Source organism: Pedobacter rhodius (assembly GCF_027213645.1).
In the GTDB taxonomy this organism is placed as follows: domain Bacteria; phylum Bacteroidota; class Bacteroidia; order Sphingobacteriales; family Sphingobacteriaceae; genus Pedobacter; species Pedobacter rhodius.
The window spans coordinates 230520-244517 of the sequence record NZ_JAPWGL010000001.1; the positions used below are offsets into that span (position 1 = coordinate 230520).

The 13998-nt window shown below is 36.9% G+C and carries 15 protein-coding genes; 9 read left to right on the forward strand and 6 right to left on the reverse strand.

Annotation, left to right across the window (positions count from 1 at the left end; genetic code table 11):
• The first annotated feature begins 257 nt into the window (after window positions 1-257).
• Window positions 258-749, forward strand: coding sequence for a hypothetical protein (locus O0931_RS01050; protein WP_269413710.1), 492 nt, complete (start codon window positions 258-260; stop codon window positions 747-749).
• 646 nt (window positions 750-1395) lie between these two features.
• On the opposite strand, the gene gap is transcribed toward O0931_RS01050, so the two are convergent.
• The 3 genes from gap to pfkA are packed head-to-tail and all read right to left on the reverse strand — an operon-like array spanning window position 1396 to window position 4239.
• Window positions 1396-2394: a type I glyceraldehyde-3-phosphate dehydrogenase gene (gene gap / locus O0931_RS01055; RefSeq protein WP_025144555.1), complete on the reverse strand. Its 999-nt coding sequence runs from the start codon at window positions 2392-2394 to the stop codon at window positions 1396-1398.
• A gap of 9 nt (window positions 2395-2403) precedes the next feature.
• Complete coding sequence (locus O0931_RS01060) at window positions 2404-3246, reverse strand: hypothetical protein (RefSeq protein WP_269413711.1); 843 nt, start codon at window positions 3244-3246, stop codon at window positions 2404-2406.
• A gap of 6 nt (window positions 3247-3252) precedes the next feature.
• On the reverse strand, window positions 3253-4239 hold the full coding sequence (gene pfkA / locus O0931_RS01065) for a 6-phosphofructokinase (RefSeq protein WP_269413712.1): 987 nt from the start codon (window positions 4237-4239) through the stop codon (window positions 3253-3255).
• Between the two features lie 110 nt (window positions 4240-4349).
• Here pfkA and O0931_RS01070 point away from each other — a divergent pair, with 110 nt between their 5' ends.
• Window positions 4350-5039 (forward strand): NUDIX hydrolase, encoded by a 690-nt coding sequence (locus O0931_RS01070; RefSeq protein WP_269413713.1) that lies wholly within the window; start codon window positions 4350-4352, stop codon window positions 5037-5039.
• 203 nt (window positions 5040-5242) lie between these two features.
• Here the strand turns inward: O0931_RS01070 and O0931_RS01075 are convergent, their stop codons facing one another.
• Complete coding sequence (locus tag O0931_RS01075; protein ID WP_269413714.1) at window positions 5243-6106, reverse strand: N-acetylglucosamine kinase; 864 nt, start codon at window positions 6104-6106, stop codon at window positions 5243-5245.
• Between the two features lie 425 nt (window positions 6107-6531).
• Between O0931_RS01075 and O0931_RS01080 the strand changes: the two genes are divergently transcribed.
• From O0931_RS01080 to O0931_RS01095, 4 genes are all read left to right on the forward strand, one after another.
• Window positions 6532-7557: a threonine aldolase family protein gene (locus O0931_RS01080; protein ID WP_269413715.1), complete on the forward strand. Its 1026-nt coding sequence runs from the start codon at window positions 6532-6534 to the stop codon at window positions 7555-7557.
• Window positions 7558-7617: 60 nt separating this feature from the next.
• Window positions 7618-9099: an acetyl-CoA carboxylase biotin carboxylase subunit gene (gene accC / locus O0931_RS01085; protein WP_269413716.1), complete on the forward strand. Its 1482-nt coding sequence runs from the start codon at window positions 7618-7620 to the stop codon at window positions 9097-9099.
• 183 nt (window positions 9100-9282) lie between these two features.
• Complete coding sequence (locus O0931_RS01090) at window positions 9283-9867, forward strand: riboflavin synthase (protein ID WP_269413717.1); 585 nt, start codon at window positions 9283-9285, stop codon at window positions 9865-9867.
• Between the two features lie 184 nt (window positions 9868-10051).
• Complete coding sequence (locus O0931_RS01095) at window positions 10052-10513, forward strand: DUF4268 domain-containing protein (protein ID WP_269413718.1); 462 nt, start codon at window positions 10052-10054, stop codon at window positions 10511-10513.
• Here O0931_RS01095 and O0931_RS01100 read toward each other — a convergent pair.
• Window positions 10510-11661, reverse strand: a complete 1152-nt coding sequence (locus O0931_RS01100) for a tetratricopeptide repeat protein (RefSeq protein WP_269413719.1) — start codon at window positions 11659-11661, stop codon at window positions 10510-10512. The genes O0931_RS01095 and O0931_RS01100 overlap by 4 nt on opposite strands.
• A 137-nt stretch (window positions 11662-11798) precedes the next feature.
• Between O0931_RS01100 and O0931_RS01105 the strand changes: the two genes are divergently transcribed.
• The 3 genes from O0931_RS01105 (at window position 11799) to O0931_RS01115 (ending at window position 13052) form a co-directional block, all read left to right on the forward strand.
• Window positions 11799-12095, forward strand: coding sequence for a hypothetical protein (locus O0931_RS01105; RefSeq protein WP_269413720.1), 297 nt, complete (start codon window positions 11799-11801; stop codon window positions 12093-12095).
• Between the two features lie 10 nt (window positions 12096-12105).
• Entirely contained in the window at window positions 12106-12696 is a 591-nt protein-coding gene (locus tag O0931_RS01110; protein WP_269413721.1) for a porin family protein, read from the forward strand.
• An 80-nt stretch (window positions 12697-12776) separates the two neighbouring features.
• On the forward strand, window positions 12777-13052 hold the full coding sequence (locus tag O0931_RS01115) for a hypothetical protein (RefSeq protein ID WP_269413722.1): 276 nt from the start codon (window positions 12777-12779) through the stop codon (window positions 13050-13052).
• Window positions 13053-13088: 36 nt separating this feature from the next.
• Here the strand turns inward: O0931_RS01115 and O0931_RS01120 are convergent, their stop codons facing one another.
• Entirely contained in the window at window positions 13089-13985 is an 897-nt protein-coding gene (locus tag O0931_RS01120; RefSeq protein WP_269413723.1) for a YihY/virulence factor BrkB family protein, read from the reverse strand.
• Between the last annotated feature and the right edge of the window lie 13 nt (window positions 13986-13998).

Genomic DNA, 13998 nt, shown 5'->3' on the forward strand with positions numbered 1-13998 from the left:
AATCAAGCAGAAGGAGAAGCAAAACTAGTGCTGCAAATGGTGTTTACCAAGCTTCTTAACCTGCGTCAACTTGAATCATAATATTGGCGGAGGTATTCAGTTAAATAATTTTATTGATCCAACGCAATTATGTACCATGTGTAGGTGATCCAGAATAAAATAAACTGAGAATGTGGTTTGTTACCCTAATCAACTATATTTATCGAAATTTGCTTTAGCATATGTCTTTTTTTAAACTAATTATTTTCCTGTTGATTATGTCAAGTTCGATTGCTTCCTCATATGCTCAAAATAGAAAGCTCCAAGCTCAAAATGGAATTATGATTTACGATTCTAAAAATGGCAGTATACCTCAAGAAGTTTATTTCATACCCGCTTCTTTAAAAGAAAATGAAGATCAGTTTGATATGATTAATAGGGTTTTGCAGTGTTCTACAACAATTGCTTACCAAATATATTTTCAGGGTATTCGATGGATAATGCCAAACCTGAAAAGTGTGCTTTCTAATTTAAAAGGAGATGAAATTAAATATGGATATAAATCAGTGAATCTTCGAGTTTGTTATATTAAATTAATTTTTGATATAACTTTGAATGACGACGTTACAGATGATGACAATTCTAGTCAGGAATCAATACCTGTCCAAGTACCTATACAGTACCACAATAAAAAAAATATCATCACCATCATGGATCAAACTAAAGAAATCGGGATGCTTCATAAGATAGAAGTTTTTAAATTGACATAATAGCCAATGACTTCGTCTTTTAACATGATGTTAATCTAATATTAGTTAAGAAGGAGTTTAAATGTATTAAAAAACCTTAAAAAGAAAAAGGAGACCTCATCCAAGCGTCTCCTTTTTTTCTAACCAAATATAAACCTGTTATGAGCCAGGCTTTGTCTTAAATTTTCCATCTGAAATTATTTCTTCAGGAAAACGATTTATCTTTTTTTATCTGAATAAACATCTTCCGTTTATTACGATACAAATATAGTAAAATTTTTCATAGTGTAAAAAATACACTAACAAATTTTTAAGTATTTTTTTTGTCATTTTTATTTACAATTCTTTTTCTGGAAGATTTTGTGATTTAAAACAACTATAAAACAAATATAGTTCAAAACGGTGTTAACAAATTATTAAATTTTAGCAAATTATGGTCTGATATATCCAATTTGTTTTAAATTTTTACCTTAAAACAGAAAATATCAGATTTACTTTCCTGTATTTGAACATATTTCAATCTAAAACGCAAATCAGGTCATTATGTTTTGCTTAAAAAGTTAAATAATGTTAAAATGCATAAGCTAAACTTAATTAAAAAAGCGTCATTAACAGAAAAGGCTCCAATTTGGAGCCTTTTCTGATTCGTTTATTTTTATTTTAAATATTATAAGCTGGCATAATATTCAACAAATTTAGCTAATGCAGAAGAATAGCCCCACTCGTTATCATACCATGAAACAACTTTAACGAAGTTGTCGTTCAACGAAATGCCCGCTTTTGCATCAAAAATAGAGGCATGATCATCGCCGATAAAATCAGAAGAAACAACTTCATCTTCAGTATAAGCCAGTACACCTTTTAATTCACCTTCTGACGCAGCTTTCATAGCGGCTTTAATTTGTTCGTAAGTAGCAGGTTTTTCCAAACGTGCAGTTAAATCGACTACAGAAACATCGGCAACAGGAACGCGGAAAGACATACCGGTTAATTTTCCTTTTAATTCAGGAAGCACCATACCTACTGCTTTAGCAGCGCCTGTGGAAGAAGGGATGATGTTCGAGAAACCACCGCGTCCGCCTCTCCAGTCTTTTGCCGACGGGCCATCAACTGTTTTCTGCGTTGCAGTTACCGCGTGGATGGTACTCATTAAACCTTCAACGATACCGAAGTTATCATTTAAAACTTTAGCAATTGGTGCTAAACAGTTTGTGGTACATGATGCATTGGAAACTATAGTTTGATCAGCTGTTAATTTATGGTGGTTAACGCCCATAACATAAGTAGGAATATCACTATCTTTTGCCGGAGCAGAGAAAACCACTTTTTTAGCACCTGCGGCAATGTGTTTTTCAGCATCAGCACGGGTTAAAAATAAACCGGTTGATTCGATAACCACTTCAACACCTACAGCATCCCATTTTAAATCAGCCGGGTTACGTTCTGCAGTAACACGAATGGTTTTACCATTTACGACTAAATTTCCATCAACAACTTCAATTGTACCGTCAAACTTGCCGTGAGTTGTATCGTATTTTAACATATAAGCCATATAATCCGGCTCAATCAAATCGTTTATTGCTACAATATCTAAACCTCTTTTTAAAGCAGCTCTGAAAACCAGTCTGCCAATACGGCCAAAGCCGTTTATTCCAATTTTGCTCATTGTTTTTTGTTAATTAATGTAATGTTTTAATAAATTAAGTATTGGTTCCTTTATAATGCTTTTTATTTTTAAATTATACTTTTCCGCGATGTGTATTAACCGGTCTTCAAATTCTGAGGCCACTGTACCCACAAAATGTAAATCTTCTTCGGGATATTGTTTAACCATCGGTAAAATGCAGGTTTGAAAATGCTTATCAAACCCTTCATCAATCATTCTGATAATATGGCCATGTTTATTATTCTGAATGAAGAAATCAAAGAAAGAACTTAAAAAAATATTTGCCTGTGGCTTATTATAAATCCGTTCAAATATTTGTGATCTATCCAGGTTATAGGCTCTTGTAAACTTTATTTCCAGCTCTTTAGGTAATTTCTTATTTAAGTAGCTTTTTAATAACATTTTTCCAAGGTAATTAGCAGAACCTTCATCACCAAGAATATAACCTAATCCAAAGTTATTCTCCAGCGGCTTTTTGCCGTCAAAATAGGCACAGTTTGAGCCGCTGCCCAACATGGCTACCAGGCCCGATTTTTCGAAACAAGCAGCCTTTGCGGCACCAAATAAGTCATTTTCTACGATAACTTTGCTATACCGGAAAAAAGATGACAATGTTTTTGCAAGTTCTTCTTTTCTATCGGCTGATGATGCACCCGCTCCGAAAAAATAAATTTTCTTAATGCTCTCCGCATTATTTATCAAAACTACCTTTTTATTTAAAATTTGAAGAATAGTTTTTGAATCGACAAAATAAGGGTTGATACCTGCTGTATTGCAGTGTGCAACGACTTGTCCGTTTTGAGTAAGTTTCCAAAATGCTGTTCTCGAACCGCTATAAACAACTGCTATCATTTTTAATTATATGGATAAAACATCCGTCATTTCCATTAAATCGTCTTCGAGCTTAAAACTATGGTTAGATAAAGCTTCTTCTATACTGGTTAATTTTATATCATTTCCCCTCAGGCCAACCATTTGAGCGCTTTCTCCGGCAATTAAGGCATTAACAGCTGCAAAACCTAAGCGGCTTCCCAAAATACGATCGAAACTGCTCGGGCTGCCGCCTCTTTGAAGGTGACCTAAAATGGTGACTTTAGTATCGTAATGGTCGAAAGTTTCTTTAACTTTTTTAGCAATGTCGTAAGCACCGCCTTGTTTATGGCCTTCGGCTACAATAACAATGCTCGATGATTTTTTGGTTGCTGCGCCTAATGCCAGCTTCTCAATTAACTCATTTACACTGGTTTCAACTTCAGGTAATAATACGGCTTCCGCACCACTCGCAATAGAACTTCTCAGCGCTATACAGCCAGAATCGCGGCCCATTACTTCAATAAAAAATAACCGGTCATGCGCATCGGCAGTATCTCTTATTTTATCAATTGCTTCAATTACCGTGTTGATTGCTGTATCGTATCCTAAGGTAAAATCCGACCCGCTTAAATCGTTATCAATCGTGCCGGGGATGCCTATAACTTTAACGCCATATTTTTCACCGAAACGTTTGGCGCCGGTAAAGGTTCCATCACCACCAATCACCACTAATCCGTCGATATTGTTCGCTTTTAAATTACGATAGGCAATTTCCTGTCCTTCATCTGTTTTAAATTCCAAACAGCGGGCAGTTTTTAATATTGTTCCGCCCAAATGTAAAATATTACTTACAGAACGGGCGTCCATTGGTTTTATATTGTTAGTGATTAGACCCTGATAACCCTGCATCACACCAAACATGTTGATGCCATGGTAGATTCCTGTACGGACAACTGCTCGTATTGCAGCATTCATTCCCGGCGCATCGCCCCCGGAAGTAAGTACAGCTATATTTTTGATATTTGGTTTCATCTTCGTAGCACGAATATAGTGTGTATTTTCTACACTAAGTAATTTATTTTATTTTTTTTACTTAATATTGAAAGTCATACCTTTAACGCTTAAATTAACTAAATTTTACATTGGAACAAATTTTACCTCATTTAGATTCCGTTTTTTCCATTGACTGTGTGCTGTTTGGATTTGATGGTAAGGAATTAAAAATCTTACTTATCGAAAGGAATGAAGAACCTTTTAAAGATTGGTGGGCACTACCTGGTAATATAGTTGGTGTCGACGAGAGTTTAGATCAGTCTGCAGCCAGAATTTTATACGAATTAACCGGTTTGCGTGGAATTTACATGGAGCAGTATTATGCTTTCGGTGATCCCGGAAGACACCCTCAGGGAAGGGTAATTACACTTGCTTACTACGCGCTGATTCGTTTGGGTGGCGATAAAGATTTACGCCCGATAAGTACATATGCGAAACAAGCCAACTGGTTACCGATTACGGCATTGCCAAAATTGGCCTTCGACCACCAGAGAATTTACGATAAAGGCCTGGAAAAAATAAAGCGCAGAATTAAGCACCAGCCAATTGCTTTTGAATTGTTGCCCGAAAAGTTTACCTTAACGCAGTTACAGCATGTTTACGAATTGGTACTGGGCAAGAAACTGGATAAAAGAAATTTCAGAAAGAAAATTGTCAGCTTTGGTGTATTGAAAGAACTGGACGAAAAACAAAAAGGTGTTTCCTACAGGGCAGCCACCTTATACAAATTCGATAAAAGAAAATATGCCAAATTGTTTGGTAAGGAGATATCTTTTTAACTAGTATCGAGTACTTAGTAGCTAGTATCAAGTTACTTAGTATCGAGTATCAAGTACTTAGTATCAAGAGCAAGGTGTAAAGAGGAGTAATGTTTATAAAGAGAAATGCCCGGCTTGAATTTCAAACCGGGCATTTTTATTTAATCTTTAGTCTTTCAGCTTTAGTCTTTCTGCTTTAATCTTTGGTCTTTCAGCTTTAGTCTTTAGTCTTTCTTCGGCGCCAGTTCCAAATGATAATGAACCAAATCATCTATCGGTGAGCGGATAATTTTGCCTACACCCATTTCATAGCGGTCGGCAACAATACTTAAAATATCACGGAAGCTATAGCCCACAGAGCCAACACAATTTAATTTGTGATCTTTATAATTAGGGTAATGGATAACCAAGGCTTCGAAAAATGCAGTAAATGCATAATCAATTGTTTTGTAGGTATAATCTTCGTAAGTATCTTTAAAATCGTATAAGAATTTACTGAAACTAGCGCAGAAACGATTTGGCAATGGTTTATTGTAGATGTTATCGAAAATATCTTCGTTTGTTAACGCATAGTTATCGTAAAAAGCTTCTCTCAAACCTTTTGGCATATAGCCTTTCATGTAATCGCCTAATATGCGTTTACCGATATAAGAACCACTACCTTCATCACCTAAGAAATAACCTAACGAATCGATATTCAGGGTAATGTCTGTTCCGTCATAAAGGCATGAATTTGTTCCGGTTCCTAAAATACCGGCAAATCCGGGCTCGTTACCCAAAAGTGCCCTGCAGGAAGCAAGTAAATCGTGACCAACAAAAATCTCTGCATTAGTGAAAACCTGTTTCATCGCATCAGCAACAATTTTTTTGTTACCGGGCGTAGAACATCCCGCACCATAGTAATAAACTGCAGTTAGCTTCTCTTTTTCTAAGTGGTCCGGAAGACTCTCATTTAAAGACTGTACAATATATTCTCCTTTTGAGAAATAAGGGTTATAGCCTTCGGTATTAAAGTAAATTTTTCTGCCGGCCTCGTTAATCAAACACCAATTTGTTTTGGTCGATCCACCGTCTGCAATTACTATCATTTTATTTATTTTTGGTTTTAGCACGATAAAAGTATAAAAACTCTTATATTTTGTATCTTTTTTTTTAATAATTTTTTAACAATTTGTTTTTGTTGAAAAATAAGTGTGTAAAAAATACACTATATAAGCTGTTTAACCGGCATAAAACCTTAAAATTAGAGCCTGTTTAAATTTATTATTGTGAAAATGTTTATCGCTTATTTTTCAGCGAAACAAGTCAAATGTTGCAGAGATAGCAAGCCTGTCTCGAAATATTTAACGATGTTGGAGCCAACCTGCAAAGCAAGCTTGAAGACCATTGAAACCATAAAAGCTGCTGAAAAAAAGCATAAACAAATTATTATATATATTTAAACAGGCTCTTATACCATATTAGGCATTGACCTTATTTTTAACCTCAGCAATATTTTACAATTTTTATCAGGATGAATAATAAAATTTTAGATTTCAGAAGTGACACGGTAACAAAACCGACTGCCGGCATGCTGGATGCGATGATGCAAGCAAAAGTAGGAGACGATGTGTTTGGCGAGGATGAAACGGTACATGAACTAGAAACGAAACTTTCCGGACTATTTAATATGGAAGCCGGTTTGTTTTGCCCGTCGGGAACCATGACGAATCAAATCGCAATTAAATGCTTTACCCAGCCAATGGACGAAGTGATTTGCGACCAAACCGCCCATGTTTACCGCTATGAAATTGGTGGTATCGCCTTTCATTCGGCGGCATCTGTCAGGTTATTACATGGCGAAAGAGGTATTTTAACGTCCGAATTAATTGAGCCTGAAATCAATGAAGACAACATTCATTATCCGAATTCAAGTTTAGTCGTATTGGAAAATACCGTGAACAAGGGGGGTGGAAGCTGTTATAAACTTTCAGATATTGCGGCAATTCATCATCTGTGTAATATAAAAGGATTAAAACTTCATTTAGACGGTGCCAGGATTTTTAATGCTTTAACCGCAACCGGAGACAAATCGCATGATTATGGTCAATACTTTGATGGTATTTCGATATGTTTATCAAAGGGTTTAGGAGCCCCCGTAGGTTCGGTTTTATTGGGTAGCAAGGATACAATTCATAAAGCCAGGAAAATAAGAAAAGCATTTGGTGGCGGAATGCGGCAGGCCGGCTTCCTGGCGGCTGCGGGCATTTATGCACTAGATAATCATGTAGAACGCCTTAAAGAAGACCATCAGCATGCAAAAGATCTGGCTGCTGCCTTATTGCAGGCAAGTTATGTGAAATCAGTTATGCCGGTTGAAACCAATATTGTAATTTTTGAAGTTGCAGCCGGAACCGCGAATAAAATTGTAAGTCAGCTGAAGGAAAAAGGCATACTTTGTAATACAACCAGCGCCAGTACGATAAGATTAGTAACACATCTTGATTTGAGTCCTGATATGATTGATGAAGCGATAAAAATAATAGTAAATTTGCGTTAGCAGTTTTGACATTTAGGCCGAGATAAACGAAAAGCGAACAACGAAAAACGAACATTTAAAATGAATAAAATTCTTATTGCCAATCGTGGAGAAATTGCCTTGCGCATTATGCGTTCTGCAAAAGAAATGGGTATAAAAACAGTAGCTGTTTTCTCTGAAGCCGATCGTAATGCATTACATGTTCGTTATGCTGATGAATCGGTTTGTATCGGACCACCACCTTCCAGTCAAAGTTATCTTGTTGGAGAAAAAATAATTGATGCCTGTAAAAAAACCGGTGCTCAGGCCATTCATCCGGGTTATGGTTTTCTTTCTGAAAATGCCGGGTTTGCCCAGATGGTTGCCGAGGCGGGATTGATTCTTATTGGTCCGTCGCCGGAAGCAATGGAAACCATGGGCAATAAACTTTCAGCGAAGGCCGCGGCTTTAAAATATAATATCCCGATGGTTCCCGGAACCGAAGAAGCCATTCAGGATGTGAACGAAGCCAAACAAAGGGCAATTGAAGTCGGCTTCCCGATTTTGATAAAGGCGGCAGCCGGCGGCGGCGGAAAAGGCATGCGTATTGTAGAAAAAGCTGCAGATTTTGAAGAACAGATGCAATTAGCCGTAAGCGAAGCAACTTCTGCTTTTGGCGATGGGGCGGTTTTCATCGAACGTTACGTAACTTCTCCAAGGCATATCGAAATTCAGGTTTTAGGCGATACACATGGCAATATTGTTCATTTATTTGAGCGCGAATGCTCTGTTCAACGGCGTCATCAGAAAGTTGTAGAAGAAGCGCCTTCGGCCGTACTTACAGAAGAAATCAGGCAACGAATGGGTAAGTGTGCGGTTGATGTTGCCCGTTCCGTAAATTACACCGGGGCAGGTACGGTGGAGTTTATATTGGATGAAAATCTCGATTTTTTCTTCCTGGAAATGAATACCAGGCTGCAGGTTGAACATCCGGTTACAGAATTTATAACCGGAATTGATTTGGTAAAAGAACAGATTAAAATCGCATCCGGCGAAAAGTTAAGCTTTACACAGGAAGATTTGAAAATCAACGGCCATGCCATCGAATTAAGGGTTTATGCGGAAGACCCTAAAAATAATTTCCTGCCCGATATCGGTACTTTACAAACCTATAAAATACCAAAAGGAAATGGCGTACGGGTTGATGATGGCTTCGAACAAGGAATGGAAATCCCGATTTATTACGACCCGATGATCGCAAAGCTGATTACTTACGGTAAAGACAGGGCAGAAGCCATTCAAAGAATGGTGCGTGCGATTGAGGAATATGAGATTACCGGGATAGAAACCACTTTAACATTTGGTAAATTTGTGATGGAGCATGAGGCTTTTAAAACGGGTAAATTTGATACGCATTTTGTTAGTAAATACCTTAATACCGAAAGCCTAAAAGCGGAAAATGAAACAGAAGCGCTAATTGCTGCGGTAATTGCCGCTAAACTTTTCCAGAAAAAAGAGGTAAAGACAGGCGATATGTTGGTTAAAAATACCTCAAACTGGAGAAAGAATAGATTGAAATACTAAAGATTACTTTTAAGCGATCGTTATCGCGGTAGATCGTGTTGGCAGCGAAACCCTTCCGTGATGTCATTTCGAGCGGAGTGTAACGCTACCGAGAAATCTATATTGAGATAGAGCTCTCCATTTCACTGCGTTTCATCCGATAGCTATCGAATCGGGATGACGATACGATATAAATAAACACAAATGTTCACAGGAATTATAGAAACACTTGGCGTAGTAACAGCCATTACAACAGAACATACAAATATTCATTTTACGATTGCTTCGGCAATAAGTAATGAATTAAAGATAGACCAGAGCGTTGCGCACAATGGCGTTTGTTTAACCGTTGTTGCTTTAGATAATGGCACACATACGGTGACGGCAATAGATGAAACGCTAAGCAAAACAAGTTTAGGTAATTTGAAAGTCGGCAGTAAAATAAACCTGGAGCGTTGTATGCAAATGAACGCCCGCCTGGATGGGCATATCGTTCAGGGGCACGTCGATCAAACGGCAGTTTGCATTAAACGTGAAGAACTGGATGGAAGCTGGGAATATCGTTTCAGATATGATCCTGCTTCAGGAAATGTAACCGTAGAGAAAGGCTCTGCCTGCGTTAATGGCATCAGTTTAACCGTTGTTAATTCCTCAACAGATGAATTCTCGGTATTTATTATTCCATATACTTTTGAGCACACAAACCTGCAGGAAGTTCAGGTTGGCGATACCGTAAACCTGGAGTTTGATATTATTGGTAAATATGTTGCCCGGCTGATGAATAAATAGTTCATTGGTTCATTGGTTCAATGGTTCATTGGTTATTGTTCATTGGTTATTGTTCATTGGTTCATTGGTTCACTGGTTCATTGGTCATTGTTTCATTGGTTCATTGATTCATTGATCATTGGTTCGTTAACTCAATTTCTGGCTGTTCACTTAAAACCCATTACGTACGATTTAAACCATCAAAATGTACAGCAAAGAAGAAGCCGCACGTTTACGGCAACAGTTTTGGATAAGTTTCGGACAGTATATGAAGCCTGTGCCGGCTGCCGGTGGATATCCTGTAAACTGGATAAATTACAAAACAGGCGTAAAGCATATCTTTTTTAAAATGGATGTGGATAATAAAAAAGCAATCATCTCCATTCAGCTTACACATCCTGATGCGGGTGTCAGAGAATTGGTATTCAATCAGTTTGAAGAATTTAAAAGCTTATTTGCAAATGCACTTAACGAGGATTGGGACTGGATTCAGGATACTACTGATGAATATGGTAAAACGGTGAGCCGCATATCAACAATGTTAGAGAATATAAATATCTACAACCGGCAGCACTGGCCGGAATTGATATCCTTTTTCAAACCCCGGCTGATTGCACTCGACGAATTTTGGGATAATGTTAAACCTGTTTTCGAGGATTTAAATTAATCAGCCGTTTTTAGCTGTTCCATCCTCGCTTTAACGTATTTAATTTCATCCTTATCAATCTCAGGATTTGGTTTACTCTTTAAATAAAGTGCATAATATTTTTCTGCCTGCTTAGGCTGCTTATATTTCGTATCATAAAGAACTGCCAAACGGTAATAAATCGTTGGCGTCGACTTAAACTCAAGCCCTTTCTTGTATGCTTTATTGGCTTGTGGTAGTTTATCCGTCTCTTCATAAATCAATCCAAGTAAAGCATAATAATCGGCCGTATTAGGAGAAATGGCTTCATCAATTGTTTTGTTGGTATAATCTTTAGCTAATGGGAAGTTTTTCATTGCCCGGTAGCATAAAGAAGTATAATAAAGTGTTGCTTCATTTTGCAAGCCTATTGCCTCCAGCATTTTAAAAAGACTTGCCGCCTTTGCGTAATTTTTTGTGAAGTAATAAGCCTTGGCAACATCTTTAATCACCAGCGGATCCTGATCAACTTTTAATATTTTTTCTCCGGAAAGGATAACCTCATTATATTTCTTCAAAAAATTTGCAATCGGCAACACAGCCTTCTGTAAAATTATATTTCCGGTATCTGCCGCCATTGCGATATTCAGCACTTTATAGGCCTTTTCGCGCTGTTGTAAAGTGGCATAAACATCAGCTAAATCGTAGGCTACATCGCCTTCAGTCGGGTTAATTGTGTTTGCTTTTAAAAGGTAAACTAATTTAAGCGAATCGGTGTTAGACGAATAGAGGTTGGCAAGTTGCTTATATACGCTAAAGTTATTGCTGTCAATTTTTACGATTTCGCCGTAATATAACTTTGCTTTTTCGATGTTTCCTCTTCTGGAATTTATACTGGCCAGGCTAAACAATACAGGGAGGTTTTGAGCTTCCTGGCGATAAGCTTTTGTGTAAAATTGCTCCGCTTCCACATTATTCCCGCTCATTAAATAACAATAGCCAATCTGGCTTATGGCTTTAATATCTGTTACGTCTTTACCATAAATGCTCTTAAGGTAATTCGCAGCCTCACTGTAACGCTGGGTTTGATATAAATCGAAAAGTTTTTCTTTATCAATTAAAGCGGGCGTTTGGCTAAAAACAGTTCCATAAGATACAAAGGTTAAAATAATGCAGAGCAACTTTTTCATAGTTTTAATTTTTTAACTAATTTATTAGTTGTTTTTCTGATTTCCAAATCTATTTGTTAAAGATTTAGGAAATAAAAACAAAATTGCTGTCAGGCGGTTTATTATTAGAATAGTTTAACAATTAAAAATAAGAACCTATGAATACTTTAAAAAAGTTTGAATTAATGGAAAAGATTGTGCGTGAATTGGAAGATTTACAAAACTCTAAGCAGGCACTTATTCAAAAAATTGCAAAAATTGAAGTCGACAATATTGAATTAGGCGATAAACGTTTGGAAAACGATTTGCCGGATATTCATCAAAACCTTGCGGATAACTTAGATACCATTTCGGGTATTCTGGATTATTTTGCGGATAAAACTCAAAATTTTGGGGATAAAAATAATGTTGATGCGCTGAAGGAACAAGAAGCCATCAATAATGCAACAAGCTAATAATTAGGTTATGAAATCTATCTATCTGTCCGTCGCCTGCATGTTTGTAGGCTTATGTGCAAGTGCACAGGTTTTGCCTTCATTCCAGCTGGGATTAAAAGCTGGTGCTAATTTTTCAAAATTCGATACTGAAAATACGTTCAGCAGTGATAATAGAACCGGGTTTTACGGTGGATTGTGGGCGAGGGTAGGTGGAGCCGGTGTATTTTTCCAGCCTGAATTATATGTATCAGGTAAGAAAACAAATCTGGTTAGTGATGCAACCGGACAGGTAAATCAGGTTCGGTTTACCAGTCTGGATGTGCCTTTGTTAGTTGGTACTAAGTTTGGCGCTGTAGGAGTAGGGCTTAGGGTGAACACAGGACCTATGTTTTCATTGATTTTAGATGATAAACAAAGTTTAGGTCAGGCCACCGGAAACGTATTTACCGGTAATTTTAAAGATCAGGCCGTTTCCTGGCAATTTGGTGCAGGACTGGATATTAAAAAGCTCAGTATTGATGCCAGGTATGAACTCGGATTGTCTAAATTAAATAAAGATGGTTATCCGCCAACTAAGCTAAACTTGTTTACTATTGGCTTGGGATACAGGATTTTGTAAGTTATCAACATTCTGAACCATTGCGACTTAATGGACTAATAATTGCTTTTGAAAAACAGACCTAATTAAATACCTGACCTATGAATTTAAAAGAATTATTACTGAAAGGCCAAAATTTTATCACTTTGTTAAATCAGTTCAGAATTGATGTGAATGATTTGATTATTAAAGATGAAGAAACCCTTTTTAATCACGAAACCGGTAAAAATACCGAAGTAGTGAAGGAGTCGGTTTGGATAGAAGGTAAAAGTAACGACGGATTAGTCAATCTTTTTGGAACTTTGCATTATAACCTGTTAAATAAATTAGCAGTGTTTGAAATGCAGGGCTATGAAAAAGTTCCGATAATACATTAATCTTATATCATCTCATATAAAGAAAAGGCAATTGTTTCAGTTGCCTTTTTCTTTTTGGTCTGATTCGTTCTCTATTGCCGTAAGTTCATAAGCAAATGCTCCGTTTTTTGGGATAATCGGTGTTTCCCGCCCAATACTCAATGATTTAATAAACGCTGCGCCAAAATAGAATATCAGCGAAGAATAAAATACAAAAAGCATAATTACAATAATTGAGCCTGCAGATCCGTAAATATTGCTGATGTTGCTTAACGGCAACAGAATTCTTAAAATATATTTTCCGGCTGTAAATAAGCAACCTGTAAGTAATCCTCCTGAAATTGCTGCCCTCCAGGTAGGCCTTCCATTGGTTAGAAATCTGAATAATATGGTAAACCAGGAAGTTACAATAATGACAAAAATGATCTGATTGATAATGGAAGTAGCAATTAATTCAAAAGATGGAGAATTTGTTTTAAGGTAAGAGCCAATAATAGCCTGAATGCTATCTGCAAACAGGCCAACTAAAAATAAAATTCCGGCGAGCATAATTATGGTAAAGGAAATTGCCCTTGACTTCAATGTAGCCACAATGCCTTTTTTCTCCTGTAAGCCAATAGTCCAGATTTGCTCCAGTGAATTTTTTATTACGTTGAAAAGCGTTGTGGCTACAAAAAGAAAAAATATAAAACTGACTAAGGTAACATACCATTTTTGATCAATTCCTCTTATGTTTTTTAATGTCGACCTAATTTGAGCGATACTATTATCGTCGAGTATGTTGTTAAGCCGCTTAAAAATATTAGTAACCAGTAACCTGCGATCCGTAAATAAACCAAATAACCTGATTAAGATGATTAAAATAGGGGGCAGGGCGAAATTGGTAAAAAAAGCGGTAGCACCCGCAAGCCTTAAGGGATCATTTTTTTGAAACAGATTAAATGCATTTCTCAATGTAGAGAAAAAA

Bases quoted from the DNA above. Each gene is read 5' to 3' on its own strand.
- accC (WP_269413716.1), top strand. From the start codon at position 7,618: ATGAATAAAATTCTTATTGCCAATCGTGGAGAAATTGCCTTGCGCATT.
- O0931_RS01050 (WP_269413710.1), top strand. From the start codon at position 258: ATGTCAAGTTCGATTGCTTCCTCATATGCTCAAAATAGAAAGCTCCAA.
- O0931_RS01105 (WP_269413720.1), top strand. From the start codon at position 11,799: ATGAATACTTTAAAAAAGTTTGAATTAATGGAAAAGATTGTGCGTGAA.
- O0931_RS01060 (WP_269413711.1), bottom strand. From the start codon at position 3,246: ATGATAGCAGTTGTTTATAGCGGTTCGAGAACAGCATTTTGGAAACTT.
- O0931_RS01115 (WP_269413722.1), top strand. From the start codon at position 12,777: ATGAATTTAAAAGAATTATTACTGAAAGGCCAAAATTTTATCACTTTG.
- O0931_RS01090 (WP_269413717.1), top strand. From the start codon at position 9,283: ATGTTCACAGGAATTATAGAAACACTTGGCGTAGTAACAGCCATTACA.
- pfkA (WP_269413712.1), bottom strand. From the start codon at position 4,239: ATGAAACCAAATATCAAAAATATAGCTGTACTTACTTCCGGGGGCGAT.
- O0931_RS01100 (WP_269413719.1), bottom strand. From the start codon at position 11,661: ATGAAAAAGTTGCTCTGCATTATTTTAACCTTTGTATCTTATGGAACT.
- O0931_RS01110 (WP_269413721.1), top strand. From the start codon at position 12,106: ATGAAATCTATCTATCTGTCCGTCGCCTGCATGTTTGTAGGCTTATGT.
- O0931_RS01075 (WP_269413714.1), bottom strand. From the start codon at position 6,106: ATGATAGTAATTGCAGACGGTGGATCGACCAAAACAAATTGGTGTTTG.
- O0931_RS01080 (WP_269413715.1), top strand. From the start codon at position 6,532: ATGAATAATAAAATTTTAGATTTCAGAAGTGACACGGTAACAAAACCG.
- O0931_RS01095 (WP_269413718.1), top strand. From the start codon at position 10,052: ATGTACAGCAAAGAAGAAGCCGCACGTTTACGGCAACAGTTTTGGATA.
- gap (WP_025144555.1), bottom strand. From the start codon at position 2,394: ATGAGCAAAATTGGAATAAACGGCTTTGGCCGTATTGGCAGACTGGTT.